We start from the raw sequence: 25,596 nt of genomic DNA, 5'->3' as shown, positions 1-25,596 counted from the left end.
ACAAGGGAGAACGATATGAACACCGAAATGCTGATTGGCTCGCGCTTTGAAGCTGGCACGGAAACCGAGGAAAACGTCCTCAATCCCAAGACCGGCGAGACCGTTCTCAAACTGCCGGAAGCCTCGCTGGCGCAGGTCGATGCCGCAGTCAGCGCCGCCGACAAGGCGTTCAAAAGCTGGTCGCGCACCACGCCCGGCGAACGTTCCAACTACCTTCTCAAGATCGCCGATGCGATTGAGCGCGATGCGGAGGCCTTTGCCACACTGGAAGCGCTTAATTGCGGCAAACCGATCAACGCCGTCATCAATGACGAGATTCCGGCCATTGTCGATTGTTACCGCTTCTTTGCTGGCGCGGTGCGCAATCTCCACGGACCGATTGCCGCCGAATATTTGCCGAACCACACGTCGATGATCCGCCGCGATCCGGTCGGCATCATCGGCTCCATCGCCCCGTGGAACTATCCGCTGATGATGATGGCGTGGAAACTGGCGCCAGCCATTGCGGGCGGTAATACGGTGGTTTTCAAACCATCCGAACAGACGCCGCTGACCGCGCTGAAAATGGCCAGACTGCTGGCGGATATTCTGCCGGAGGGTGTCGTCAATATCGTGTTGGGACGTGGTGAAACGGTCGGCAACGCGCTGATCAATCATCCGCGTGTCGATATGGTGTCGATCACTGGGGACGTCGCAACCGGCAAGAAGGTCTTGCAGGCGGCAGCCAAGAGCGTGAAGCGCACCCATCTGGAACTTGGCGGCAAGGCGCCGGTCATCGTCTTTGACGATGCGGATGTGGAAGCTGTCGTCAACGGCATTCGCACCTTCGGCTATTACAATGCCGGTCAGGACTGCACCGCCGCCTGCCGCATCTATGCCGATGCGCGCATCTATGATCGTTTCGTCGCTGACTTGTCATCCGCCGTTTCCAGCATCCGCTACAATCTGGAAGACGACAGCCAAAACGAGATCGGACCACTCATTTCCCGCCGTCAGCGGGATCGTGTCGAGAGTTTTGTCGCCCGCGCCCGCGAGCATAAGCATATCGAGGTGACGACCGGCGGCAAGACATCGGGCGCCAACGGCTTCTTCTTCGAGCCGACCGTGATTGCCGGAGCAACGCAGGATGATGAAATCGTACGCCGCGAAGTCTTCGGTCCGGTTGTTTCGGTCACGCGCTTCAGCGATGTCGATGAAGCCGTGCAATGGGCCAATGACAGCGATTACGGTCTTGCCTCGTCGGTGTGGACCAAAGATGTCAGCAAGGGCATGCAGACCGCAGCCCGCCTGCAATATGGCTGCACCTGGATCAATACACATTTCATGCTGACCAATGAAATGCCGCATGGCGGGTTGAAACAATCCGGCTATGGCAAGGACATGTCGATCTATGCGCTTGAGGACTATACCGCCGTGCGCCATGTCATGATTGCGCATTGAGCGATCACAGATAGAGCGAACGAAACGGCTTGGATGGCGGCAGATTTGCCGCCATTTCCATTTGATCTCAAGGCCTTATCTTTTAATAGCCAGCTAAATTAGCTTGAGCATCAGGGCGACTTGGCCTATTCGGTTCTCGAATTCAATCTCAGGGCGAGCGGGATTTTGAGAATTGACACGCATTAACTGCATTCCCCCAGCGGAGCTGACCGGGCCGCATCTTATTGCGGAATACCGGGAATTGCCGCGTGTTTTCGCCCTTGTGAAAGCAGCGATCCAGCGCGGCGAAACCACCACGGATCGGAGAAACCCGCCCGCCTACACGCTTGGAACCGGCCATGTCCGGTTTTTCTATATGCGCCTCGGCTATCTGGCGAAACGTCAGGCCTCGCTTGTGGCCGAAATGCAGGCCAGAGGTTACGCGCCCCAGTTCACCGCAACCCATGAATTGCCGATCGGCATCCCGCCTGAATGGTGTTGCGACTGGGAACCTTCCGACGAAGCAATGGCGATCAACAGAGCCCGTATTGCCGAACGTCTGCGGAAATAGGCTCGACTGGACGCCAGCACATAAACAACCATACCTAGAAGCAACCCGGAAATACAATTGATTACCGTAGGTTGAAGCTGAGTTTAAATAAAACGAGGATACTTATGTAATTTTCAAATTATTCACTAGATTGTATATTTCTAAACAATAATACTATATTCTGGAAAGTACGGATAAAATTTGCTATGATTAAGCAGCAACATCCCCCATGCTGAGACATACCGCATGACAGAGAAAAAAGCGGCGCCGGAAAAGAAGCACGCTCTGGACCAGCAGACATCGTCTTTTACCGACGCTGTTGAAGAGATTGCGCGGAAGCTGCAAAAGCCCTTGCAGCCCGATCTTGAAGACGACTTCATTCGCTATGCGCTCGACAGCGCTGCGATTGTCGCTCACACGGATGTGCGCGGCATCATCACCTATGTCAATCGCAAGTTCTGTGAGATCAGCGGCTATACGGCGCGCGAACTGATCGGCGCGAACCACCGCATCCTGCATTCGGGCGTCCACAGCAAGGACTTCTTTCGCGACATGTATCGCGAGATCGCCCATGGCAAAATCTGGCACGGCGAAATCTGCAATCGGCGCAAGGACGGCTCGCATTACTGGGTCGATACAACCATCGTCCCGCATTTGTCACCTGCTGGAAAGGTGGATAGCTACACGGCCATCCGCTTTGATATTTCCGACCGCAAGAAACTTGAAAGCGCCTTGCGGACCAGCAAGGAACATCTCGACCGGCTGGCCAATCTCGACCCGCTGACCGGACTACCGAACCGCCGTCGTTTTCAGGAATATCTGGAAATGCAGGTGCAGGACCACGAAAGGTCCAACGGCATATTCCATCTGGCGCTGCTCGATGTGGACTCCTTCAAGGAGGTCAATGACACGTTCGGGCATCACGCAGGCGATGTTCTGCTCCAGAATATCGGCAAGCGTCTGCGGTCCTTCGAGGACAGTCAGTTGTTCATGTCGCGCATGGGCGGCGACGAGTTCAGCCTCATTCTCGTCGGCGCGACGGACTGCGAAGCCGATGAGCTTTTCGAAGAAATTCTCGAAGCCATTCGTCAGCCCATGGTGATTGGCACGACTCCACGGCGCATATCGTCCAGCCTCGGCATTGCGCGCTTTCCGCGCGATGGCAAGGATGTCGGCAATCTGTTCAAGGCGGCAGATCTCGCGCTCTACAAAGCCAAGGCTCTGGGACGGGACCGCGTGGAAGTGTTCCAGCCGCAGCTGCGCGAAGTCGCCCGGCGCAAATCCGCGCTCTATGAAGAGATCGAGGGCGGGCTGGAACATGGCGAATTCGAACTGCATTATCAGCCGATCATTCCGCTGCTTTCCGGTCAGGCAATTTCGTTGGAAGCGCTGATGCGCTGGCGTCATCCCGAACGGGGATTGCTCACGCCTGCCTATTTCGGCGAAGGCTTTGAAGACCCGGCCATACGGGCGGCGCTCGGCATGTTCATGCTGGAGCGGATTTTTGCGGATGCTCAATCGCTGCGTCAGGCGGAAGCGCCCTTGCATCGCATTGCGATGAATCTGACCAATTCCGATTTCCGCTCGGATATCTTTCTCGACCGCTTCTTTGAATTATGCGCCGAAACCGGTATCGGACCGGAGAGCTTCAGCGCGGAGATGACGGAAGGCATGTTGCTCGGCCTTGCGCAAAAGCGCGTCGAACAGGGTCTCAAACGGCTTCACATGGCAGGCGTGGAAGTCGCCCTTGATGATTTTGGAACCGGCTTCGCCTCGCTCACGCATTTGCGCCGCCTGCCGATTGATCGCCTTAAGATCGACCGCAGCTTTGTGGCCAATATCGCGGCTTCACCGGAAGATCGGGCCATCGTGCGCGGCGTCATTCAGATCGCCCATAGTCTCGGCAAGACGGTGACCGCCGAAGGCGTCGAAACCATCGAACAGATCGACCTTTTGAGTGACATGAAATGCGATCATTTGCAGGGCTGGTATTTCAGCCCCGCCTGTGAGGTGCGCGAACTGCCAGAGGTTCTCGCCATGATGCCCAAACTGGATGCCGAAAAGCTGCATTAAATAGCCCGCACTTTCCAAGGAGATAGGCCGATGCGCACTGCGCACCGGAATTGTTGCCGTTTTGACATAGTGCGCTTCTTTTTGTCATCGAAGGCCCTTGACAACGTTTACCAGGGCGCGACTCGTGCTATTAATCTTGCATCTCGCCATTGGGGGCTTTGGCGGAGATTCACCGCCCTAGCGCGTTTATTCGCGGCTGGGGCGGTTTCGTTTTGGGGCGCGTTTTAACGCCTTGCAAAATACGCATATCTCGGTTGCAGGATCGGTTGTTGTAAGGCCCGGCTCACGGCTCTATTTTGCAGTTGTTCGGTTTTACTCCTCCTCCCAAAAACCGAACCTGAAGCGCGATACTCCTCCTCCCAATCGCGCTTTACCAATCCGCCCGCAGCAACTCTCCTCCTCCCAAATTGCTGCGGGCGTTTTGCTATCCAGATTTCCCTTAAAAAGATAAATCCTTGATGCGGACCTTTCAGCCCGCGATCTTTCCGCCTGTCATGGGCGCAGGTACGCCTGTTGTGCTTGGAAAACTGATCGGCAAGCCACGCAAGGCGCGCACGGCGAGAAACGCGAAGCACTCAGCCTCAACCGCATCGCCCCGCCAGCCCAAGGTCTCGACCGGCACAAGCTCGACGCCAGCACGCTCGACCAGCATACGCATCATCGTCGGGTTGTGACGCCCGCCACCGGAGACCGCCAGCCGGTTCGGGCGCTGTGGCAGAATATCGAGCGCCTTTGCCACCGCCGATGTGGTGAAAGCGGTGAGCGTTGCAGCCCCGTCTTCATCGCTGAGGCCATCAGCCATAGCAGCTGTAAAGTCAAAGCGGTCCAGCGATTTCGGAAAAGGCGCGGTCATATAAGGATGTTCAAGCAGTTTGGCGAGGCGCGCTTCGTCAACCTCGCCTTGCGCCGCCAGCGCGCCGTCGCGGTCCATCTCGCCCAAACCACGCGCTTTCATGAAATCATTGATCGGCGCATTGGCCGGGCCGGTATCGAAGGCGACCAGCGTGTCGCCGCCATCCCACCATGTAATATTGCCGACACCGCCGAGATTGAGAATCGCCGTATCGCCGCTGGCATCGGCACTGCGCAGCAAAGCCGCGTGATAGATTGCAGCCAGGGGCGCACCCTGTCCGCCTGCACGAATGTCGGCGGTGCGGAAATCATAGACAACCTTTGTGCCCAGCAACTCGCTCATCAGCGCACCGTCGCCAAGCTGGCGCGTATCGCCAAGCCGTCCCGGCTGTGGCGCACGATGCAACACGGTTTGGCCATGAAAACCGACAACGCCGATATCGGCCATAATCAGCCCGCTTTCTTCAACCAGCGCGCGCACGGCAGCCGATTGCGCTCGGGTCAGGGCATCTTCCGCCTCGGCAAAAATCGCCGGTTCCGGGCCTTCAAAATTCCAAACGCGGGCTTCGGCCTGCGCCTGCTGCAACAGTTCCAGAATACCGTCCGGATAAGGCTTCAGCGCATAGGTGCCGAATATATCGACCGTCTCGCCATCCGTTTTCAAAAGCGCGACGTCGATATTTCCATCGAGAACGGTGCCGGTCATCAGACCCACGGCCCAGATTGGCTGCATAGAATTCTCCAGACTCTCACATTACCGAGAGTCTGAGTATTAAAGGAGTTCGCCGTTCAATGGAAATGGTCAGGCGCTGACACGCATCCCCTTTTCCGGCTCGAAGACGTGGCTCGTTGCCGGATCAATGGCGATTGGCAGCACATCGCCTGGACGCACGGTCAAACGCTCACGGAACAGGCAGGTGATCGGCTGCGTGCCGAGCTTGCCCATGACCATGATTTCCGAACCGGTCGGCTCGACGATTTCCGCCGTAACCGGAACGCCGCCTTCTGCGATCTTCATATGCTCGGGGCGTACGCCATAGACGGCCTTGGCCGAAAGGCTGGAATAGTCACCTTGCGGCAGCGACAGGCGGAAACCGCCCTCAGCCACGAACGAACCTTCCTCGATCTTGCCATTGATGAAATTCATCGACGGCGAGCCGATGAAGCCCGCAACGAACATATTGGCCGGGCGATCATAAAGGTCGAGCGGCGCGCCGATCTGCTCGACCAGACCATCGCGCATCACCACAATCTTGTCGGCCATGGTCATGGCTTCGATCTGGTCGTGGGTCACATAGATGGTGGTGGTCTTCAGGCGCTGATGCAGGCCCTTGATCTCGCCGCGCATCTGCACGCGCAGCTTGGCATCAAGGTTGGAGAGCGGTTCGTCGAACAGGAACACCTGCGGATCGCGCACAATGGCGCGGCCCATGGCCACGCGCTGGCGCTGACCTCCGGAAAGCTGGCGCGGAAAGCGGTCGAGCAGCTTGTTGAGGCCGAGAATTTCGGCTGCACGCGCAACGCGGTTGTCGCGCTCTTCCTTGGGCGCGTTCTTGAGCATGAGCGCGAAGCCCATATTGTCGGCAACCGTCATATGCGGATAAAGCGCATAGTTCTGGAATACCATGGCGATGTCGCGTTCCTTGGCGCGCAGGTCGTTTACCACGCGCGGACCGATGGCGATTTCGCCGTCGCTGATTTCCTCAAGCCCTGCGATCATACGCAGAAGCGTGGACTTTCCACAGCCCGAAGGGCCGACGAGCACGACGAACTCGCCGTCCTCGATGCTGACTGACACGCCGTGCAGAACACCGACATTGCCATATTTCTTGACTGCATTACGGATGGATACAGATGCCATCTTGAACCTCAACTCTTATTTGACGGCGCCTGCGGTCAGACCTGCAACGATCTGGCGCTGTGCGAAGACGGTAAGCAACAGAACAGGCAGAGTGACCACAAGTGCTGCGGCAGCGAGCGGCCCCCAGCTCACCTGTTCGAAGGAAAGCATGTTATAGACAGCGACCGGCAGCGTGCGCGTTTCGCGGCTTGCGAGCACGATCCCGAACACGAAATTGTTCCAGGAGAAGATCACTGCAAGAATAAGCGACACCACGATGCCGGGCTTGGCAATGGGCAGCGCTACTTTGAGAAACACCTGCAACGAGGACGCGCCGTCGATTATCGCCGCCTCTTCCAGTTCCATCGGCGTCGTTTCGAAATAACCGATCATGATCCAGATCACGATTGGAACAGTGACGACCAGATGGATGATGATCTGCGGCCAGAGCGTGCCAAGCAGACTCAGTGTCTGGAACAGAAGGAACAGCGGGATCAGATAGGACAGACCCGGCGTCATGCGGGCGATCATGATGACAATCGCCGATTTATGCGCCTTGAGTCGCGCGATGCCGTAGCCCGCTGGAACCCCGACCAGAAGGGCGAGCAGTGTCGCCATGCCGGTCACCAGAAGGCTGTTCCAGAAATAGAGCAGAAAATCATTGGCTTCGAAAATCTGCGTATAGTTCGACCAGGCGAAACGTTCCGGGATCAGGATCGGCGGATAGGCACCGTTGTCGATTTCGTATTTGAGCGAAAGCGACAGCATCCAGATGAAAAAGAAAAGCGCCGGCGAAACGATAACGAAAACAAGAAGCGCAGTGCCGAGCTTCGACAGAATTGACTTGCGTGCCATGAGCCGGTCCTCAAGCGTTCCATTTGGTCCGCTGGCGAAGCGCCAGCAGGATCATGGACATGGCGATGATCACGATGAAGAACACCACGGCAATCGCCGAAGCATATCCGATGTCGTAATACGAAAACGCCACGTTATAGAGATAGATGTTGATGGTTTCCGATGCCGTGCCCGGGCCGCCCTGCGTCATCGCATAGATGATGTCGAAGCTTTTCAGCGCATCGATCGAGCGGATGATGACGGCCACCATGATGAAAGGCAGGATCATCGGAAGCGTGATGTAGCGGAATTTCTGCCAGCCATTCGCGCCGTCGATTTCAGCGCTTTCAAACGGATCGCGCGGCATGGAGGCAAGGCCACCGAGCACGATCAGCATGACCAGCGGTGTCCATTGCCAGGTCTCGACCGCGACCAGCGACGGAATAACCGTGTTCTGATTGAAAATCCATTCCTGCGGACCGATCCCGACCAGCGACAGGAGATAATTCAGCACACCGAGCTGCGGGTGATACATCATCGTCCAGACCAGAGCGACGGCAACAGGTGTCGCCATCATCGGCATGACGAAGATACCGCGCAACAGGCCCCGCATCGGCAGCTTGCTGTCGAAGATCAGAGCGGCAATCGTGCCCAGCACCATGGGCGCCACCACGGACAGCACCGTATAGACCGCCGTGTGCCACATGGAATCCCAGAAGCGCGCATCGGCTGCCAGACGGATATAATTGTCGAAGCCGACGAAGCTGATGCCTCCGCCGAGCTGCCATTGATTGGCACTCATCCAGAGGGTGAACAGCCAAGGGAAGACGATCACCGCCCCGACGGTGATCAAGGCGGGAAGCACAAACGGCCAGTAACTCGGTTTCAGATGGCTTTTGCCAGACTTGCTACCGGTTCTGGTTGTGGAAGCCGCCTTTGTGGCGGCCTCCCCATTCATGCTCTTTGTTGCTCCTGTCGGGGCGGCAGATGTCATTTTCCTTCGCTCCGTGCGAGGACCGGACGGAATTCTTCCGTCGCGCGCTTCATTTCAGCTTCTGCTTCGGCACCATTCAGAAGATTGGTGAGGCCAACGCCCATGATGTCGCGGAATTCCGTGACCGGGACGATAACCGGCAGGCAGAGCTGGCTGATTGGTGCGGATTTCGACAGGGCTTCGACCCAGCCTTCCGGCATGGTCACGCCCTTGCGCACTTCCGCATCGTCGATGATCGACTTGCGGAACGGAACGCCCGAACCCGTCTGCAGCAGACGAGCGCCCATTTCTTTCGAAATGGCCCACTGGCAGTAGAGATAGGCGGCTTCCTTCTTGGTAGAAGCTTCGGTCACGCCGATGCCGTCGCCGGTGGTCGGTGCAGCCTGGGCCTTCGGTCCAGCCGGGATGACGCCATAGCCGACCTTGCCGACAACGCGCGACTTGTTCGGATCTTCGAGCGGCGGCGCAAAGCCGATACCGTCGAGCCACATGCCGACTTTGCCTTGCAGGAAGCTCGACTGGCATTCGGCCCAGTTGAAACCGGCAACACCGGGAGGTGCCGCTTTGGTCATCAGGCGCTGATAGAGCTTGGCGGCTTCGATGGCTTCTGCCGAATCCGTCTTCAGATTGCCGTCGGCATCGACCGAGCTCTGGCCATAGCCGAGCATCAGGCTCGTCCAGACCGGAACATTGGCGTTCTTCATGCCGCGGGCCACGAAGCCGTAGGTGTTCGAAGACGGATCGGTCAGCGCTTCCGCAGCCTTCACCAGTTCTTCGAAGGTCTTCGGATATTCGATACCCTTGGCTGCGAACAGGTCCTTGTTCCAGTAGATGATCCAGTAATCGACCGAGAACGGCAATGCGCCGAAGCGGCCATTGGCGTCCTTGGCGAAGGTCAGACCAGCGCTTGCGAAATCGTTTTCCGTCAGCGACGCATCGGTCAGCGTCGGGTCTTTCAGGAACGGGTTGAGATCGGCAAGCCAGCCGCCCTTTTCGAACTGGCGCTTCTGCACGTGATAGCTGATGTGAATGACGTCGAAGCTCGGGCGACCGGAGGTCAGTTCGATGACCGCCTTCTGACGCTGCTGCTGTTCCGGCATCTGTTCGGAATGAACCTTGATGCCCGTCAGCTCTTCGAATTCCTTCTGATGCTTCTGAAGGATTTCGCCGCGCGGGCTCTTGATGAGATTCACCTCAAGCGTGGTGCCCGCATATTTCTTCCAGTCAACCGTGGAAGCGGCGAAAGACGGGCTGATGCCTGTCACGCCGGATGCGGCGATGGCCGCTGAACCCGCCAGAAACTGGCGACGTGTCGGATGAAATAGTTTCATTCTGCTCCTCCCCTATGTTTCAAACCCGGCAACTCCTCTTGCTGGGCCTTTGTTTGATCTAGATGTGTAAAGCCAGCTTCCGCGCATTGTTGATATGAACGGCGATGGCATCCATGGCGATTTGCGGGTGGCGGGTTTCAATCGCCGTCAGGACCGCCAGATGTTCCTGCATGACCGGAATGACGCGCCCGGTGATCCGGAAACGCTCCTGATTGATCAGGCGCATCTTGATCGTATTCGTCTGGTAAGCGCGCCAGATGATTTCATTGTCGAGCGAAGCGACAATGGTGTCGTGCAGGCTCCAGTCGATATTCTGCGCCCGCTCCTCAAGCTCCGGCGTTTCGCCTTCGCTCATGGCGCGGTTCAGCGTGTCTTCATGCTCGGCCCGCAGCGAACGCAGCAATTCATCCGATGCCGACTGGCAGAAAATGGCAACCGACTCTTTCTCGATGAACAAGCGAAACTGGAAAGCCTCACGAATGAGATTGAGATCAATATGTGCGATCTGAAGTCCGCGCTGCGGCACGGTCTTGATCAGACCTTCCGCCTCAAGCCGGGGGATCAGTTCGCGGATTGCGCCAAGCGGCAGGCCGGTCATGGTCACGAGCTGGCGCTGCGAGACGAACTGGCCCGGATGGAAATCGCGCGCCAGCAAATGCTGGGTAAAGCTCTGATAGGCTTTGTCCCGCAACTTCACCGGCTCGTTCTGATCTTCCGCCAAGGCTTTGTCCTCCCCCAACCGCTTTGGTTATACTGCGGAAACGTCTCCCACATTTCCGCAGCATGTCTGCAACGCTTATGCCCGGCTCAGGCCGCCTTTGCCATATGCAATCCGGCAAATACACTGCCAATTGCATCGAAATCCGCATCGTTCAGCGCAACCAGCGGTGCACGGACACGGCGCCATTCCTGATCGCCGGTATGCCGCGCCACCAGCGCCTTCACCGCAGGCGTCACCGGATAGTTGAGAAGCTTGCGCACAGCATCGACCAGTTCGGCATCGTCCTGCCCGTCATTGATCATGCGCAGCAGGCGGTCCGGGAACAGATTGGCCATGCCGGAAATCGCGCCCTGCCCGCCGAGACGAACACCGGCGGCGAGATCGCGCTCGTCGCCGATCAGGATTGCAATGTCCTTATGCGCAGCCAGAAGCTTCTCGGTATAAGCCCAGTTGCCCGATGAATCCTTCACGCCAGAGATAATCGCGCCGAAAGCAACTCGCAGACGACCGACCAGATCGACCGAAAGTTCAACCGCCGTCACCGAAGGGATGTTGTAAAGGATGATATCGCGCGCATCCGAACCGAGACCCTTCAGCACGGCGGAGAACCAGTTGAAAAGGCCATCGTCGGAAAGGTTCTTGAAATAGGACGGCGGCGCCAGAAGAATGGCCTTGCAGCCGCGACGCAGTGCATCGCCCGACTGAAGCACCGCATCGGCAATGGAGTTCTCCATCACGCCGACAACGATATTGGCTGCTGGAAATCCCTGCGCGATGAATGCGTCGAGAAGCGCTGCGCGCTCCGCATCGCCAACCGAAGATCCTTCGCCGGTGGTGCCGAACAGCGTGACGCTGGAACAGCCGCTATCCAGACGCGCCTTGGCATGCGCCAGCGCACGCTTGACGTCGATCTTGCCATCCGCATCGAATGGCGTTGTGAGCGCTGCAGAAAGCCCGAAGCGCTTCTGCCCAGAATTGTTTTGGGGCCCAGAATCTGTTGGCAAAGCCGTCTCCTCCCAAGATTGAACTGTAAGTTGGCACATACTAACATGTTAGTAAATAGTCAATTCGAGTTCACTGTGCATTTATGTAAATTTTGGGGATTGGAGATTTAAACCGGAAACAGTCCGCTTTCCATAAATGCCTGCACTTCTGCCCGGCTTGGTGAACCGGAACGTCCGCCGAACCGTGCGCATTTGATGGCGGCGGCGGCATTGGCAAAGCGGATGATGTCATGCATCGCGCCGCCTTCGACCAAACCGAGCGCGAAGGCGCCATGGAAGACATCGCCCGCAGCGAGCGTGTCGACCGCCTTTACGGGAAACCCGGCGACATGCTGCACCGAATGCCCGGCCCGTTCAGTCCAGTAGCACCCCTGCGCGCCAGCGGTAACGGCTGTGAAAACATCATAGCGGCTGGCCAGTATCGCGACGCATTCGCTCAAATTCGCCGTTCCCGTCAGGCTGATGGCGGCGGGTTCTGACGCGACAATATGCGTTGCAAGCGGCAACAGTCGTTCAAGGCGTTCGACCGGGGCCGTGTCTGCATCAAGAATGGCGGGTATACCGGCGCGACGCGCGGCCTTGAGGCCGGTTTCTGCGGCCCAAGCCCAACGGACATCGGCCATGACCGCTGCAAATGCACCTGTTTCGACAGGCGGCACGCTTGAAGCCGGGCTACCCAGTTGCGGATCATAGAACGGCACGATCACGCGCTCGCCGGACGGATCAACCAGAATCGACGAAAACGCGGTGCGCGCGCCTGGAAGCCTGCGAATATGAGAGCAGTCGATGCCTTCGGCCCGCAATTCAGCAATCACCCGCTCGCCGGTGGCGTCGTCGCCGGTCGATGCCCAAAGCGCCACATCGCCCCCAAGACGGGCGATGGCGGCTGCGGCACTCGATGCCATACCGGCTGCGATCTGCACCGCTTCTCTGGGCAGATATTTCCCGGCTTTTTCCGGCAATGCGTCAAGGCGGAGGATTGTGTCGAGCGTAAGGGCGCCCAGGCAGAGAATAGTGCGGCTCATAATATGCGATCCAGAACTTGCAAGAATCTGACAGCGTCCTCCCCGGATCGCGCCGCTCTCGCCATATCACGTTTTCGCCAGTTGCAAAGCGTCCGTCGCACCAAGCCAGAAGGCGCGCAGGCTGTTGCGCCAAACAGCAAAAGCCCTGCTATCCATTTGTTTCGACAAAGCTTCCGTCATAAAGCCATCATGCAAAATTGCTGAAATGGACCGGAAATTTTTTCTCGCTGAAAGCTCATGCTTGAGAAAGAAAGGCCAAAGAATTTCAATATTATGCGATGCGGTTTAATCTCGACAATGCATAAGATGCAAATTACGCTTTCGGCATGAATCAGTCGGTCCAGCGGCGTGCCGTATTCTTTATTGGCGGGTATGATCCGAAAACGCCAGACGCGTTTTTCAAGCGGCTGCGTAAGGAAATTGCTCGTTTCGACACGCTGTGGGGCTACCAGTCAGCGGTCTCTTCCGTGGATCAGGCACCCGATCACGAGATCGGGCTTGCAACCATCGAAACCCGTGCTGCGCACGAAGATTGGTCAACGACGACCGATTTCAATTTTCTCGCACTCGACAGCATCGTATTGGCAGATTTCGCCCGGCCCCTGCCTGTTCGGCTCGGCAAATATCTGCGCGCTTTTGCCGACTTCGTCTTTTCCGGCACGGCTTTCCAATTCTTTGCCAAAGCTTGGCGCTTCGGGCTTTATTTCCTCTATCCTTTCCTCGCAATCGTCCTGTTCGCGCTGTTGGGATATGCCGCCGTTCGTCTCACGGCGCATTGGCTTGGCGCACTTGGCTGGATCATCGGGCTTGCCGTGTTCTCGTTCGCATTGATGGTGCTGGGCAAACGCTGGTCCACCAATCATCTGATGGATCTCTGGTCCTTCTCGTTGAGCTTCTTTCGCGGCAGGCGACCGGATGCCGAAGCGCTGATGCAGCGTTTTGCGGAAAGCATTGTCCAGCGCGTCAGAGCGGGCAGATATGACGAGGTCATCCTGATCGGCCACAGCACCGGCGGCATGCTGATGCTGGATGTCGCCGCCCGTTGTCTGGCCATAGACCAAGCCTTTTCAACGCGCGCGCCGAAGGTTACCATTCTGACGCTTGGTTCCACGGCGCTCAAGGCGGGCTACCATCCGGCAGCCAAGAGATTTCGTGAAGACGTGCAAAGACTTACCGATGATGGTAAGCTTGAGTGGGTGGAAATCCAGTGCCTCACCGACGCTATCAACTTCTATAAAACCGACCCGGTGGCGGAAATGAAGCTCAAGCGTGCGGAGGGCAGAAGGTTTCCGTTCGTGCGTCAGGTGCGCATCAAGGATATGCTGCTGGCCGAGACTTACACGCGGGTGAGGCGCAATCTCTTTCGCGTGCATTATCAATATGTATTCGGCAATACGAAGCCCTATTGGTACGATTTCTTTCAGGTCTGCTGCGGCCCGATTTTCCTCGCAGACCGTGTGCGTGACCATATTGTGGGCGGCTCGTCGCCAGAAAAGGATATTTCCGAATGACGCCCACCTTGGCAATGATCGTTTGGGCCATTGGCCTCGTTGCGTGGGTGGTCATCCGGGTGCCGCACCAGCGGCGCGCCCGCAAGATCAAAGTTACGACCAATGCCAAGACACTGCCCGACCGGGCGGCGCTGGCTGCCGCGACCGTCGGCCTGTCGCTGATCCCGATTATCTATGTTGCAACGGGCTTTCCAGCATTTGCTGATTATACCTTTCAGCCGTGGCTCGGCTGGATCGGCCTTGTCGTGGAACTCGCCTTTCTATGGCTGTTTCATGCAAGTCATCGCCAACTCGGCAAGAACTGGTCGGTGTCGCTGGAAATCCGCAAGGAACACAAACTCGTGACGGATGGGCTCTATAAATATGTCCGCCATCCGATGTATTTATCGTTCTGGCTTTGGGCGATAGCGCAGTTTTGCCTGCTCCCCAACTGGTTCGCCGGACTGGCGGGCATTGTTGGTGTCGGCATTCTCTATTTTTACCGCGTAGGCCATGAAGAAGCGATGATGCGCAACGCATTCGGCGCTTCATATGACGAATATGCCAGGCGCACCGGACGTATTATTCCGAGACCTTGGCCATAACCCCGGTATTTTTACATGACGAACAAATCAGGCAATTCGGCGAAAAATTTCATCAGCCGCCGCTTTCTGCTGCTTTCTGGCCTTGTGCTGGCCGCGATGCCGGTCGCAGCACACGCCAAATCGGCGAAACCTGCCGGACAGGTGCCCGCTACGAATGACAAGACGGGAAACGCCGCCCAGCCGGGACGCCCCGACGTCTATCTCCTGCGCGGTTTCGCCAATATCTTTTCCGCCGGCATCGATGAAATCGGTGCAGAATTGCAGGCCGCAGGTGTAGATGCGCATGTCGATGGCAACGCCGCCTGGCGGCTCGTCGCCAACCGGATTATTGCCGACCGGCAGAAATATGGCCCGCAGCCGGTCATTCTCGTCGGCCATTCATTGGGTGCCAATGCCATTATTTCCATCGCCGAAGTCCTTGAGAAAAAAGGCATTCGCGTGGATTACATGGCCTCGTTTGCCGCCACGGCACCCGATCCCTTGCCAGGAAATATCCGCCGCGTTGTGAATTTCTATTTCTCGCAGCACGGTTGGGGGCTTCCGCTGGTACCCGGCCCCCGTTTCAAGGGGAAGCTGGACAACCGCGATTTCTCCGGCGTGAAGGAAGTCGGCCATTTCAACATCGAAAAACAACGCCCGCTGCAGGCGGAAGTCGTCCGCGATATTCTCCGTGTTCTTCAATAACGGCCAGCAACAACACGCGTTTCTGCTAATAATGGCATCACTCATTATCACGAAGTGAACAACTGCCGCTCTCAATCAATTTAATTGCCGGGCGGCACCGTTGTGTTAGCGTTCGGACAGCCGGTATTACGGCGTATCCCTTCGTTGACAGGAGCGTTGAGTGAAGCGTTGGGTTGTTTGGGGTGTCCCGATCCTATTGGTTGCCGGTGCCGGTTTTGTCGGCTGGCAACATACCACGAAACAGAACGGCACCAGTGCTCCAAACGCAGTTCAGACAGACAGTCGAAAAGGCGGTAGCCGCTCGGCCAGTGCCGAGCATGCCGTCAAGGTCGCGGTTGCAACCGCTGGATCGCTGCCGATCCAGCGCAGCACCATCGGCACGGTGGTTGCCGTCGCCTCCACCGCAGTCAACAGTCCCGAGCCCGGCAATGTGGCCATCCTCAAGGTCAAGGACGGGGCCATCGTCAGAAAGGGCGACCTGATCGCTCAACTTGATGACCGAGCCATCCGCGCCACCGTCGTGAAAGATCAGGCTTCCGTCGCCAAATCGCAGGCCACGCTGAACAATGCGCAAATCCTGCTGAAGCGGATGCAAGACCTTGTCAACAAGGGCGTCAGTACATCGCAGGCGGGCGATGATGCGCTGGCCGCTCTCAAAGTGGCTGAAGCCCAGTTGCAAGTCGATCAGGCACAGCTGGCGGCTGATCAGGTGACCCTCGACAACACCCGGATTATAGCGCCTTTCGACGGCCAGCTTGGCGCCGTGCTTGTATCCGCTGGCGCCTATCTTTCCGCCGGTTCGCCGGTCGCGACCATCACGCAGATGAAGCCGATTTACGCAGATTTTACACTAGCGGAAACGGATATCGCGCTGATCCGCGAAACGCTCGCCACCGGCACACTAAAAGCCACAGCTTCCGCAGTATCGGCTGACGGCAGGGATATTTCGGAAAGCGGCCCGGTCAGTTTCCTTGACAACACAATCGACGAGGCCAGCGGCACCGTGCGTCTGCGCGCCACGCTGGACAATCAATCCGGCAATTTCTGGCCAGGCCAATCGCTGCGTGTACTGGTGGAAGCCGGACAGGCAGACAATCTGGTGCTTGTGCCCGGCGTTGCCGTGCAGCCGCAGGAAAGCGGTTCGATCAGCTATGTCGTGAAGACGGATAACAGCATCGAAGTGCGCCCGGTCACGGTTGCGCTTCGCGCCAATGGCATGGCCGGTCTCAGCGCTGGCCTGCAACCCGGTGAAAAGGTCGTGACCGAAGGTCAGGCCTCGCTTGCCAATGGCAGCAAGGTCAAACTGGCCAGCAACGACGCAGAGACAAAAGTCTCGTCCAACTGAATGAAGGCACCAGGGCGATGAACATTTCCGAAGTCTTCATTCGCCGCCCGGTTGCGACGATCCTCCTTGTCATCGGCGGATTGATCGGCGGCATCGCGGCTTATCTCCAGCTTCCAGTCGCGGCTCTACCCGAGGCGGATTTTCCGACCGTCAACGTGTCGGCACAGCTGGCAGGCGCGTCGCCGGATACCATGGCATCGTCTGTCGCAACCCCGCTTATCAAGCAATTCGAGACGATTGCGGGTATCGATACGATCAGCGCCACCTCGTCGCTCGGCAACACGTCGATCACGCTTCAGTTCAACCTGTCGCGCAATATCGACGCGGCAGCTGCCGACGTGCAGGCGGCGATTACCCGCGCCCAGCGTCAGTTGCCCGACAATCTGACCACGCCGCCAAGCTACCGTAAGGCCAATCCAGCCGATGCGCCGGTCATCATTCTGGCGCTCACCGGCGACGGCGCACGCCTGACGCAGATGGACGACATCGCGCAGAACATCATATCGCCAGCGCTTTCCACCATTTCAGGCGTTGCGCAGGCGCAGGTCTACGGCTCCAAAACCTATGCCGTGCGCGTCGAGGTCGATCCCGACAAACTCGACAGTCGCAGCCTGTCGCTGTCTGGCCTTGGCGATACCATCGCCGCCGCGAACAGCCAGACGCCAGTCGGCACATTGCAGAACGGGTCGCAGGCGCTGACTGTCAATGCCAAAACCCAGCGCACCAATGCTGAAGAGTTCAAAAGCCTGATCATCTCCGGCAGCGGCAATCGCATCGTCCGCCTCTCGGATGTAGCCAATGTTCTCGACAGCGTGGAAAACATCAATCAAGGCAGCTGGCTGGATGGCAAACAGTCGATTGCGCTTGCGGTACAACGCCAGCCGGGATCAAACACGGTTGCCGTTGTCGATGCGATCAAGGCCAAGCTGCCGGAGATCGAAGCCGCCCTGCCCGCGCAGATGCATATTTCTGTCGTCAACGACGTATCCCGGTCGATCCGCGATGCGGTGGCCGATGTTCAAAAGACGCTTGGCATTACGATTGTCCTAGTAGTGCTGGTGATCTTTCTGTTTCTCGGCCAGTTCTGGGCGACGATGATCCCCGGGCTTGCCGTGCCGCTTTCGCTGGTTGCGACATTTGCCGCCATGTATGCGTTCGGCTTTTCCATCGACAATATCTCGTTGCTTGCCCTCACACTGGCGGTCGGCCTTGTGGTGGACGATGCCATCGTGATGCTCGAAAACATCGTGCGCTATACCGAACAGGGGATGCAGCCTTTTGAGGCCGCCATCAAGGGCAGTCAGGAAGTGACCGGCACGATCATCTCCATGTCGTTGTCGCTTGTGGCGGTGTTTCTGCCCATTCTCCTGATGGGCGGCATCGTCGGGCGTGTGCTGAACGAATTCGGCATGGTGGTGACACTCGCCATTCTCTCCTCGGCGCTCGTGTCGCTGACCGTGACGCCGATGCTCGCCGCACGCCTGCCGCACAAGGAAATCAAACCGGGCCGGATCGCTCGCCTGTTCGATCAGGTGACAGAAAGCTATGGGCGCGCTGTCGGCTGGTGCCTCAGGCATCGGGCGCTGGTGCTGCTGGTGTTCGGCCTCAGTTTCCTTGGCTCGATCTGGTCGTTCACGACGCTGCCGCGCAGCTTCTTCCCGCAGGAAGATATTGGCCTTCTCACCATTTCCACGCAAGCGCGGCAGGATATTTCCTATCAGGCGATGCGCAACCTGCAACAGCAGGCGGCGGCGATCGTTTCCGAAAACCCCGCCGTCCAGCACGTTACGGCGTCACTCGGCAGCGGCCCCGGCGGCTCGACCTTCAACACCGGCTCGCTGCTGGTGCAGCTGAAAGCGCGTGACAGCCGCCCTCCGCTCGACCAGACTTTGAGCGCGTTGCGCAAATCGCTCGCCGCCCTTCCCGGTATCAGCGCCTATATAACGCCGGTGCAAAATCTCCGTTTCGGCGGACGCAGCACGCAGAGCCAGTATCAGATTGTGCTGCAATCGCTCGATGCCGACGAAGCCCGGTCCTGGTCGGTGAAACTGGCCGACGCCATGAAGGCCGAACCGCAAACCTTTGTCGATGTGGCGTCCGACCTGCAAAACAACGCGCTGCAAGCGAGTATCGAAATCGATCACGACAAGGCGGGAAGTCTTGGCATCAGCTCGCAGGCGATCCGCAGCACACTGGAAGCCGCCTATGGCACGCTGACAGTTTCGCAAATCCAGACCACCGGCAACAGCTATGATGTCATTCTGGAACTCGATCAGAACCGCCAGTGGGACGAAACGCAACTCGGCGCGCTGCGCGTTCCATCGTCATCGGGTACTCTGGTTCCGCTCGCCAGCTTTGCCACAATCAAGCGGACCAACGGGCCGGTGACCGTCAACCAGTCGGGACAGCTCGCATCGGTCACGCTGTCCTTCAACCTGCCCGCAGGTGTTTCGCTTGGCACCGCAACCGACCGCGTGACGGCACTGCGCAGTGAAATCGGCATGCCAGCCTCGGTATCGGCGCGGCCTTCGGGCGCGGCGCAGATTTTTGCCCAATCGACCGGCAATATGGGTCTGCTGATCCTCGCCGCCGTTGCTACGATCTATATCGTACTCGGCGTTCTCTACGAGAGTTTCGCGCATCCGCTGACCATTCTGTCCGGCCTGCCATCGGCCGCGTTCGGCGCGCTGATTACGTTACAGCTGTCCGGTTTCGACCTGTCGATAATAGCGCTGATCGGGCTTTTGATGCTGATCGGCATCGTCAAGAAGAACGCGATCATGATGGTCGATGTCGCGCTCTACCTGAAGCGTGATGAAAACCATGCGCCGGAAGAAGCAATCCATCAGGCAGCTATTCGCCGCTTCCGTCCCATCATGATGACGACATTCTGTGCGCTTCTCGCGGCTGTTCCCGTAGCACTTGGCGGCGGTCAAGGGTCTGAGCTGCGCCAGCCGCTTGGTGTGGCGGTGGTGGGCGGCCTTGTGCTCAGTCAGGTGCTGACACTGTTCATCACACCGGTGATTTTTGTGGAGATTGACCGTCTGGCAAGTGCACGCTGGTTCCTCAGACGGACAGCAGCACCGCATGAGGCATGACCGCCTAGACAAAAAGCCTCCCGCGCGGACAGCACGGGAGGCTTCGTTTTGATCGGCAGTCGCCTCACTTCGCCAGAACTGAAATGTCCTGCGAGGATTTGATTTCGTCGGCGGATGCACAAAACTCTGGCTTGCTGTCATCGCTGCCTTCGGCGAGAAACAGACCAAAACGCGCGCCGAAGGCCACAAGAACAGCTGCTTCGCGCAGATCGGCCTGCTCGTCGCTCAGCTTTTTGTCCGTATCTTTGATGACGTCTTCAATTTTCCTGCGGAATGCTTCATGATCGAGCTCATGCCCATCGCAGAGCCTGACGATGGCCGCCTGATAGGCGAGATTGTTCAGGCTGGCAAATTGCTTCGTTGACAGAAATTCGCCTTCGCCCTTGGCCAGAGCGTCCCAAGCGGCATGGAGCCGATTATTGGCAGCGTCTTCAGCCATAGCCACTTTTGGAAAGGCTGCCAGCAATGCCGCACCCAGTAAAAAATGATGAAATTTCATAATATGTCCTAATTGCCGAACTGCGAATGGGTCGTGAGGCCCGCATAATGTCCGTTCGCCAGGTAACAGGCCCGCTGCGCCGGATAACAGGTGATGCCGTTGCTCAGGCGATAAGGCGGCGGCGCATAATAAGGTTGTGGCGGCGGAGCATAAACATCGTGAGGACGGTTGTTGCCATTGTCGGCAATGGCGGCGGCAATCGCCAGTCCGAGAATCCCTGCGGCAACGGCAGCACCAGCATGATCGTGATGATGAAAACCATGGTCATGACCGAAAGGCGGAAAATCATGGTCATGATGGCCCCAATGGTCATGATCCCAGTCATGCCCGAACGCGACCTGCACGGGTGACGCCAGTGCAAGCACCACCATGCTGGCAAGCAGCTGCGTTCTTCGCTTCACGATCATAATCGATCCTTTCTGATAAAGCGGTTTGTTCCAGTGAAAGGTTTTCGTTGTGTCGAGCGCGCCCTGCTCAAGCGACGCCAAGCGTCTATATCCGTGAGGGATAGCGACGTCTGGTGGGGATAATTCCGCCAAAACCTTCGCATATGCGACTTTTTCCGTCGTAAACAGAATGATGGCTTGGCAACCCTGAATTGCGCCCGCTGTATAATTTCACCGCCTCCGCCAGATTTTTCTTTCAATATAAGAGTTGTTTAATCCAACGATTTAATTGATCTGGAATACCCGTTTCAACGAGACAGCTTTACTTCGAACATCGGGCGGGCGGTTATCGCGTTAGACCCTGATTTAATTCCGCAATTCGATACTTCACCAAGATCTAACAATAAAGAATTCGACTTAATAGAAATAGCTGAGGCAATCGCACTGACAATACATGTATGTCCCTAATATGCGGTATTTTTGTCCCATCTTGCGTTTTGAGGGACAAATTTGATAGAATAGGTCCAGGCTTGGGAGTAGTAGGAAACAGTTGGATGCTTAAAAAGTGCGTAAGCTTATGCGCATGCAAAGTTGCCAGCTGATAATTGTCGCAGTTGGGGGCACATGAAGAGCGGCCATTACATATCGGCGGATATGGTTGACGAGAAAATCCGCAATGATTTCTGGCGGGACACGTCGTCCATCATCTATGAGGTTTCGCCAACGCTCGAAAAGGGCGACAAAGTCATGAGCGGCTCCGTCCGCTCGCGTCTGTTCGGCGACATGGTGGTCGGCAATACCACATTCAGCAGCCAGTTCTGTGATCGAACGCCGAAAATCATCGCGAGAACGGATCTCGACCTTTATCTGCTGCAACTGGTTCTGGCTGGCGACTACCGGGGCGACTTCAACGGCAAGAATGTCGATGTGAAGCCGGGCGACATATTCATTCTCGATCTGACGCAGGTGTTGACCAGCAAGAAAGAGGCTGGCGCACGCGTGACGCTGGCCATTCCGCGCAAGGAACTCAACAAGGCCTTTCCGGGCAAGAACCTGCACGGTCTCGTGCTGCCTTCCAACATTGCAACCAACAAGATCCTGTTCAATTTCATTCTGACACTCGACCGGATCATCGATACGATCGACCAGAATGATTATCCTGAAATTCAGGAATCCCTGATGGTTCTGCTGAAAGCGGCGATCAACAGGCAGGCTTTCACATTGGAAGAATATCTTGCCGTCAGCCAGCCGCTGCGTCAGCGCGTGCTCGACCATATCGACGCGAACCTGGCTGATCCGAACCTTTCGCCAAAGAGCATTATGCAACAGTTCAAGCTGTCGCACTCTCATCTCTATCGCGCGTTTGAACCTGACAACGGTGTCACAAAGCTGATCCGCAACAAGCGGCTCGACCTTGCTTATCGACGCCTCATCAATGATGGCGGACGACGGCTGAGCATGAAGGAAGTCGCCTATGCCTGCGGCTTTTCAGACCGCGCGCAGTTTACCAAATTCTTCAAGGAGCGGTTCGGTATAGCGCCGCAGGATTTGAAAGGTTTTCCAAAATCACCGGATCACAATCCGGCTACGTCGTTCACATTGCATACCTTTGTTTCCGAGCGGATTCGGCAGCAGAGTTCGGAAGAATAAACCGGATAGAGAGCGAACCGGCGCTTATGCACCGGTCAGTAGCTTCCATGCGATTGCCCACATTACAAAAGCAATCAAGCCCTCCAGCACACGCCAGGCGGACGGCTTGGCGAAAACCGGGCGTAGCCAGCGCGCACCAAATCCCAGCGAAAAGAAAAATACGAACGAAGCCGTGATGGCGCCCATAGCGAATGCGCTTTCGAGGCCCGGAAACTGGGTAGAGATCGTGCCCAGCAAGACAACCGTATCCAGATAGACATGCGGATTGAGCCAGGTCAAAGCGAGGCAGGTGGCAATGGTTTTCCCCAAGCCTGTTGCCTGACCGTTGCCGGTCGAAAGCGCCGTTGACGATGTGATTGCCGAATAAAGGCTTAGCGCTCCATACCAAATCAGAAAAGCGGCACCGCCATAGCGCATGACCGGATCGATTGACGGAAGCGCCGCCGCGATCTTCTGAAAGCTGGTGATCCCTAGCGTGATCAGTACTGCGTCCGAAACAGCACAGACAAGACTGACCGCGAAGACATGCTCGTCGCGCAGCCCCTGCCGCAGAACAAAAGCGTTCTGCGCGCCGATGGCTACAATCAGGCTGAGGCCCATGGTCAGGCCCGTCAGATAAACGGAGAAATTCATTTCGGCTCGCTACGGAGCATGGCGCCAGATGCCACGCAAATTGGAATGGTTGATAGCGCTTGGATACAAACCTCGTCTGGATTAGTATAGTTAAAGATACTAACTATAATTAAGATAAACTAATGATCGATTATTCCGCACTTCGTGCCGTCGCGATGGTCGTGCAAACTGGCAGTTTCGAGAAAGCGGCCCGCGCCTTGAACGTGACGCCGTCTGCCATATCGCAACGGGTGAAACATCTGGAGGAGCGGCTTGGCACGGTGCTTATTTCGCGCGGGACGCCTTGCACCGCGACCGAAAAAGGCGACTGGCTTTGTCGCCACATCGAACAGGTGGGTATGCTGGAACGCGAGTTGCTGGAAGAATTGCCAGCCCTTGCCGGGCCGGACGACCTGAAGCAGCGCGTCACGCTGAACATCGCCACCAATGCCGACAGTCTGGGAACATGGTTTTTGAAAGCCATTTCCGCTTTTACCAAAGGTTCCGAGCATCTTCTCAACATCGCCGTGGATGATCAGGATCACACAGCCGAATGGCTTCAGCATGGGCGTGTTCTGGCGGCTGTGTCCTCTCACGCGAAACTGGTGCAAGGCTGCCGTATCGTTCCGCTCGGCACGCTGCGGTATCACGCAACCGCATCGCCGGATTTCATGGAACGATATTTCAAAAATGGCGTGACGCCGGATGCGCTTGCCACTGCGCCAGCCTTGACTTTCAACCAGAAAGACCGGCTACAGGAGCGCTGGATCAAGGACAACCTGAAGGCGGATGTCAATTGCCCGACGCATTGGTTACCTTCTACGCAAGGATTTGTCGAAGCGAGCCTTGACGGCATGGGCTGGGGTGTAAACCCAAACGTGCTGGTGAAGGACCACCTTGCATCCGGCCAGCTGGTCGAACTTGTAGCCGACACACCGCTCGACGTACCGCTCTATTGGCAGGTCAATCGGCTTGCGGCTGATCGGCTCTCCGATTTGACGCAGCAGGTTGTCGCAACAGCGCGGCGCGAACTGCTGCAGAACACCGCCTGATACGTTCCCTGCCTCCGCACGTCGATCACCATCAGTTTTATTGAACGTGAGCGGAGATTGAGCGAATGCTGTTTTATGAAAATTCTGGCTCTCATAGCGGCTGCGGTCGTGCTTTTGTTTCTCGGCTGCTATTTGCAGACGCATTTTGCCGTGCCGTAAAAGACGCATGAGCCAGCGAAAAAGGCAGGATCAATGATCCTGCCCCGTTTGCGCTACGCCTGCGGCCTCCTCGCAGACCCTGACATGTTCTGCCAGAGCGTCGAGAGGTAGAAAGGCGCTTACCGTACAGATATCGCGCTTCTGAAACTTTGGCAGTTCCTGAAGCTCCTTCAGACGGATAAGAAGTGTGCCGCGGTTCATGGAAAAATCCCTCCATTATCGCCCCCGCACGTTATAGTAAGCACTTCCAGACACGATTTGCCGGAAATGCTTTGAAGATCAGGCTGCCCGCACCTTTTTCTTCAAGGGAAGCTCGATATCGACTTCCAGTGTCGACATCTGATCTCCCCGATCCATCTTCACGCTGACCTTGTCGCGATCGATCTGGATATGTTTGGCGATCACCGCCAGAATTTCTTCCCTCAGCACAGCCACAAGATCGGAATGTCCCTCGGACGCTCGCTCATGCGCCAGCAGAACTTGCAGACGTTCGCGCGCCAAGGGCGCCGATGCCTGCTTGGTGAAGAAACGAAATAGGCTCATGCCGCTCTCCTTCCGAAAATTTTGCCCAGAAGGCTGCGCTTTTCGGATGGAACAGTCATCGGCACTTCTTCGCCCGCCAGACGGCGTGCTGCATCCAGATAGGCCAGAGCCGGCGCACTGCGCTGGTCGGCAAGCGTCACTGGAGAGCCGATATTGGATGCGCGCAGCACATCCTGGCTTTCAGGGATGATGCCCAGAAGCGGGATAGACAGGATTTCAAGTACGTCTTCGACTTTCAGCATGTCGCCGCGTTCGGCGCGGATCGGGTCGTAGCGGGTCAGCAAAAGATGCTTTTCCACCCGTTCGCCGCGCTCGGCCTTGAGAGTCTTGGCGTCGAGAAGGCCGATAATACGGTCGGAATCGCGCACCGACGACACTTCCGGATTGGTCACCACAACGGCCATGTCGGCATGGCGCATGGCAAGCGTCGCGCCGCGCTCGATCCCGGCCGGGCTGTCGCAGATGATCCAGTCGAATTCCTTCTTGAGGTCTTCGATCACACGATCAACGCCCTCGGTGGTGAGGTTGTCCTTGTCGCGGGTCTGGGAGGCGGGCAGCAGATAAAGCGTGTCGAGACGCTTGTCGCGGATAAGCGCCTGCGGCAGCTTCGCATCGCCCTGAATCACATTTACCAGATCGAACACCACGCGGCGTTCGGCGCCCATCACCAGATCGAGATTGCGCAAGCCGACATCGAAGTCGATAACGACAGTCTTTTCACCGCGCTGCGCAAGAGCGGCGCCGATGGCTGCGGTGGATGTCGTTTTGCCAACGCCACCCTTGCCGGAAGTTACAACAATTACTTTTGCCATATTGGTCTCCTGTAGCTC

24 protein-coding genes are annotated in these 25,596 nt (G+C 57.2%); 10 read left to right on the top strand and 14 right to left on the bottom strand.

Annotated elements, in window-relative coordinates; all coding sequences use genetic code 11:
- The first annotated feature begins 15 nt into the window (after positions 1-15).
- The 3 genes from D8666_RS16085 to D8666_RS16075 all read left to right on the top strand — a co-directional run bounded on the left by D8666_RS16085 (position 16) and on the right by D8666_RS16075 (position 4,042).
- Complete coding sequence (locus tag D8666_RS16085) at positions 16-1,440, top strand: gamma-aminobutyraldehyde dehydrogenase (RefSeq protein ID WP_109367659.1); 1,425 nt, start codon at positions 16-18, stop codon at positions 1,438-1,440.
- Positions 1,441-1,612: 172 nt separating this feature from the next.
- Positions 1,613-1,990 (top strand): pyrimidine dimer DNA glycosylase/endonuclease V, encoded by a 378-nt coding sequence (locus D8666_RS16080; RefSeq protein ID WP_109367660.1) that lies wholly within the window; start codon positions 1,613-1,615, stop codon positions 1,988-1,990.
- Between the two features lie 225 nt (positions 1,991-2,215).
- On the top strand, positions 2,216-4,042 hold the full coding sequence (locus tag D8666_RS16075) for a putative bifunctional diguanylate cyclase/phosphodiesterase (protein WP_109367661.1): 1,827 nt from the start codon (positions 2,216-2,218) through the stop codon (positions 4,040-4,042).
- A 469-nt stretch (positions 4,043-4,511) separates the two neighbouring features.
- On the opposite strand, the gene D8666_RS16065 is transcribed toward D8666_RS16075, so the two are convergent.
- From D8666_RS16065 to D8666_RS16030, 8 genes are all read right to left on the bottom strand, one after another.
- Positions 4,512-5,627: an anhydro-N-acetylmuramic acid kinase gene (locus D8666_RS16065; protein WP_109367662.1), complete on the bottom strand. Its 1,116-nt coding sequence runs from the start codon at positions 5,625-5,627 to the stop codon at positions 4,512-4,514.
- Between the two features lie 69 nt (positions 5,628-5,696).
- The gene (locus D8666_RS16060) at positions 5,697-6,755 is read right to left on the bottom strand and encodes an ABC transporter ATP-binding protein (RefSeq protein WP_121538752.1); all 1,059 of its coding nucleotides are present in this window, start codon (positions 6,753-6,755) and stop codon (positions 5,697-5,699) included.
- A 15-nt stretch (positions 6,756-6,770) separates the two neighbouring features.
- The gene (locus D8666_RS16055) at positions 6,771-7,589 is read right to left on the bottom strand and encodes a carbohydrate ABC transporter permease (RefSeq protein ID WP_109367664.1); all 819 of its coding nucleotides are present in this window, start codon (positions 7,587-7,589) and stop codon (positions 6,771-6,773) included.
- A gap of 10 nt (positions 7,590-7,599) precedes the next feature.
- Positions 7,600-8,562 carry a carbohydrate ABC transporter permease gene (locus D8666_RS16050; RefSeq protein ID WP_109367665.1) on the bottom strand — a complete coding sequence of 321 codons (963 nt, stop codon included), beginning with the start codon at positions 8,560-8,562 and terminating at the stop codon, positions 7,600-7,602.
- Positions 8,559-9,893 (bottom strand): ABC transporter substrate-binding protein, encoded by a 1,335-nt coding sequence (locus D8666_RS16045; RefSeq protein WP_109367666.1) that lies wholly within the window; start codon positions 9,891-9,893, stop codon positions 8,559-8,561. The genes D8666_RS16050 and D8666_RS16045 overlap by 4 nt, the downstream gene beginning before the upstream one ends.
- Before the next feature lie 58 nt (positions 9,894-9,951).
- Complete coding sequence (locus tag D8666_RS16040; RefSeq protein WP_109367667.1) at positions 9,952-10,614, bottom strand: GntR family transcriptional regulator; 663 nt, start codon at positions 10,612-10,614, stop codon at positions 9,952-9,954.
- An 86-nt stretch (positions 10,615-10,700) separates the two neighbouring features.
- Positions 10,701-11,657, bottom strand: a complete 957-nt coding sequence (locus D8666_RS16035; RefSeq protein WP_121538750.1) for a dihydrodipicolinate synthase family protein — start codon at positions 11,655-11,657, stop codon at positions 10,701-10,703.
- A 68-nt stretch (positions 11,658-11,725) separates the two neighbouring features.
- The gene (locus tag D8666_RS16030; RefSeq protein WP_109367669.1) at positions 11,726-12,643 is read right to left on the bottom strand and encodes a PfkB family carbohydrate kinase; all 918 of its coding nucleotides are present in this window, start codon (positions 12,641-12,643) and stop codon (positions 11,726-11,728) included.
- A gap of 326 nt (positions 12,644-12,969) precedes the next feature.
- On the opposite strand from D8666_RS16030, the gene D8666_RS16025 reads away from it, so the two are divergent.
- The 5 genes from D8666_RS16025 to D8666_RS16005 all read left to right on the top strand — a co-directional run bounded on the left by D8666_RS16025 (position 12,970) and on the right by D8666_RS16005 (position 19,865).
- Positions 12,970-14,154, top strand: a complete 1,185-nt coding sequence (locus D8666_RS16025; protein ID WP_109367670.1) for an alpha/beta fold hydrolase — start codon at positions 12,970-12,972, stop codon at positions 14,152-14,154.
- Positions 14,151-14,738 carry a protein-S-isoprenylcysteine O-methyltransferase gene (locus D8666_RS16020; protein ID WP_109367671.1) on the top strand — a complete coding sequence of 196 codons (588 nt, stop codon included), beginning with the start codon at positions 14,151-14,153 and terminating at the stop codon, positions 14,736-14,738. Before D8666_RS16025 ends, D8666_RS16020 begins: the two co-directional genes overlap by 4 nt.
- Before the next feature lie 51 nt (positions 14,739-14,789).
- Positions 14,790-15,422: a lipase gene (locus D8666_RS16015; RefSeq protein ID WP_121538805.1), complete on the top strand. Its 633-nt coding sequence runs from the start codon at positions 14,790-14,792 to the stop codon at positions 15,420-15,422.
- A gap of 358 nt (positions 15,423-15,780) precedes the next feature.
- On the top strand, positions 15,781-16,767 hold the full coding sequence (locus tag D8666_RS16010; protein ID WP_235858982.1) for an efflux RND transporter periplasmic adaptor subunit: 987 nt from the start codon (positions 15,781-15,783) through the stop codon (positions 16,765-16,767).
- Between the two features lie 17 nt (positions 16,768-16,784).
- Positions 16,785-19,865 (top strand): efflux RND transporter permease subunit, encoded by a 3,081-nt coding sequence (locus D8666_RS16005; RefSeq protein WP_109367673.1) that lies wholly within the window; start codon positions 16,785-16,787, stop codon positions 19,863-19,865.
- A 64-nt stretch (positions 19,866-19,929) separates the two neighbouring features.
- On the opposite strand, the gene D8666_RS16000 is transcribed toward D8666_RS16005, so the two are convergent.
- Together D8666_RS16000 and D8666_RS15995 are read right to left on the bottom strand one after the other, a co-directional pair.
- Positions 19,930-20,364 carry a hypothetical protein gene (locus D8666_RS16000; protein WP_109367674.1) on the bottom strand — a complete coding sequence of 145 codons (435 nt, stop codon included), beginning with the start codon at positions 20,362-20,364 and terminating at the stop codon, positions 19,930-19,932.
- Between the two features lie 8 nt (positions 20,365-20,372).
- Complete coding sequence (locus D8666_RS15995; RefSeq protein WP_109367675.1) at positions 20,373-20,852, bottom strand: hypothetical protein; 480 nt, start codon at positions 20,850-20,852, stop codon at positions 20,373-20,375.
- Between the two features lie 522 nt (positions 20,853-21,374).
- Here D8666_RS15995 and D8666_RS15990 point away from each other — a divergent pair.
- Entirely contained in the window at positions 21,375-22,400 is a 1,026-nt protein-coding gene (locus tag D8666_RS15990; protein WP_109367676.1) for a helix-turn-helix domain-containing protein, read from the top strand.
- A 24-nt stretch (positions 22,401-22,424) separates the two neighbouring features.
- Here D8666_RS15990 and D8666_RS15985 read toward each other — a convergent pair whose 3' ends face one another.
- A complete protein-coding gene (locus D8666_RS15985; RefSeq protein ID WP_109367677.1) occupies positions 22,425-23,033 on the bottom strand; it encodes a LysE/ArgO family amino acid transporter in 609 nt (202 codons plus the stop codon).
- A gap of 122 nt (positions 23,034-23,155) precedes the next feature.
- Between D8666_RS15985 and D8666_RS15980 the strand changes: the two genes are divergently transcribed.
- Positions 23,156-24,064 carry a LysR family transcriptional regulator ArgP gene (locus tag D8666_RS15980; RefSeq protein ID WP_109367678.1) on the top strand — a complete coding sequence of 303 codons (909 nt, stop codon included), beginning with the start codon at positions 23,156-23,158 and terminating at the stop codon, positions 24,062-24,064.
- A gap of 189 nt (positions 24,065-24,253) precedes the next feature.
- On the opposite strand, the gene D8666_RS24255 is transcribed toward D8666_RS15980, so the two are convergent.
- The 3 genes from D8666_RS24255 to minD all read right to left on the bottom strand — a co-directional run bounded on the left by D8666_RS24255 (position 24,254) and on the right by minD (position 25,578).
- Positions 24,254-24,424 carry a hypothetical protein gene (locus tag D8666_RS24255; protein WP_167836099.1) on the bottom strand — a complete coding sequence of 57 codons (171 nt, stop codon included), beginning with the start codon at positions 24,422-24,424 and terminating at the stop codon, positions 24,254-24,256.
- 78 nt (positions 24,425-24,502) lie between these two features.
- On the bottom strand, positions 24,503-24,766 hold the full coding sequence (gene minE, locus D8666_RS15975) for a cell division topological specificity factor MinE (protein ID WP_109367679.1): 264 nt from the start codon (positions 24,764-24,766) through the stop codon (positions 24,503-24,505).
- The gene (minD, locus tag D8666_RS15970; protein ID WP_109367680.1) at positions 24,763-25,578 is read right to left on the bottom strand and encodes a septum site-determining protein MinD; all 816 of its coding nucleotides are present in this window, start codon (positions 25,576-25,578) and stop codon (positions 24,763-24,765) included. The genes minE and minD overlap by 4 nt, the downstream gene beginning before the upstream one ends.
- Positions 25,579-25,596 lie beyond the last annotated feature (18 nt).

Origin of the sequence: Ochrobactrum soli, from assembly GCF_003664555.1 — a bacterium.
In the GTDB taxonomy this organism is placed as follows: domain Bacteria; phylum Pseudomonadota; class Alphaproteobacteria; order Rhizobiales; family Rhizobiaceae; genus Brucella; species Brucella teleogrylli.
The sequence above is the reverse complement of the archived record's forward strand: the minus strand, read 5'-3'. Positions and strand labels throughout refer to the sequence as shown.

Bases quoted from the DNA above. Each gene is read 5' to 3' on its own strand.
- D8666_RS16085 (WP_109367659.1), top strand. From the start codon at position 16: ATGAACACCGAAATGCTGATTGGCTCGCGCTTTGAAGCTGGCACGGAA.
- D8666_RS16075 (WP_109367661.1), top strand. From the start codon at position 2,216: ATGACAGAGAAAAAAGCGGCGCCGGAAAAGAAGCACGCTCTGGACCAG.
- D8666_RS16065 (WP_109367662.1), bottom strand. From the start codon at position 5,627: ATGCAGCCAATCTGGGCCGTGGGTCTGATGACCGGCACCGTTCTCGAT.
- D8666_RS16060 (WP_121538752.1), bottom strand. From the start codon at position 6,755: ATGGCATCTGTATCCATCCGTAATGCAGTCAAGAAATATGGCAATGTC.
- D8666_RS16055 (WP_109367664.1), bottom strand. From the start codon at position 7,589: ATGGCACGCAAGTCAATTCTGTCGAAGCTCGGCACTGCGCTTCTTGTT.
- D8666_RS16050 (WP_109367665.1), bottom strand. From the start codon at position 8,562: ATGACATCTGCCGCCCCGACAGGAGCAACAAAGAGCATGAATGGGGAG.
- D8666_RS16045 (WP_109367666.1), bottom strand. From the start codon at position 9,893: ATGAAACTATTTCATCCGACACGTCGCCAGTTTCTGGCGGGTTCAGCG.
- D8666_RS16035 (WP_121538750.1), bottom strand. From the start codon at position 11,657: ATGTGCCAACTTACAGTTCAATCTTGGGAGGAGACGGCTTTGCCAACA.
- D8666_RS16030 (WP_109367669.1), bottom strand. From the start codon at position 12,643: ATGAGCCGCACTATTCTCTGCCTGGGCGCCCTTACGCTCGACACAATC.
- D8666_RS16025 (WP_109367670.1), top strand. From the start codon at position 12,970: ATGAATCAGTCGGTCCAGCGGCGTGCCGTATTCTTTATTGGCGGGTAT.
- D8666_RS16020 (WP_109367671.1), top strand. From the start codon at position 14,151: ATGACGCCCACCTTGGCAATGATCGTTTGGGCCATTGGCCTCGTTGCG.
- D8666_RS16005 (WP_109367673.1), top strand. From the start codon at position 16,785: ATGAACATTTCCGAAGTCTTCATTCGCCGCCCGGTTGCGACGATCCTC.
- D8666_RS16000 (WP_109367674.1), bottom strand. From the start codon at position 20,364: ATGAAATTTCATCATTTTTTACTGGGTGCGGCATTGCTGGCAGCCTTT.
- D8666_RS15990 (WP_109367676.1), top strand. From the start codon at position 21,375: ATGAAGAGCGGCCATTACATATCGGCGGATATGGTTGACGAGAAAATC.
- D8666_RS15985 (WP_109367677.1), bottom strand. From the start codon at position 23,033: ATGAATTTCTCCGTTTATCTGACGGGCCTGACCATGGGCCTCAGCCTG.
- D8666_RS15980 (WP_109367678.1), top strand. From the start codon at position 23,156: ATGATCGATTATTCCGCACTTCGTGCCGTCGCGATGGTCGTGCAAACT.
- D8666_RS24255 (WP_167836099.1), bottom strand. From the start codon at position 24,424: ATGAACCGCGGCACACTTCTTATCCGTCTGAAGGAGCTTCAGGAACTG.
- minE (WP_109367679.1), bottom strand. From the start codon at position 24,766: ATGAGCCTATTTCGTTTCTTCACCAAGCAGGCATCGGCGCCCTTGGCG.
- minD (WP_109367680.1), bottom strand. From the start codon at position 25,578: ATGGCAAAAGTAATTGTTGTAACTTCCGGCAAGGGTGGCGTTGGCAAA.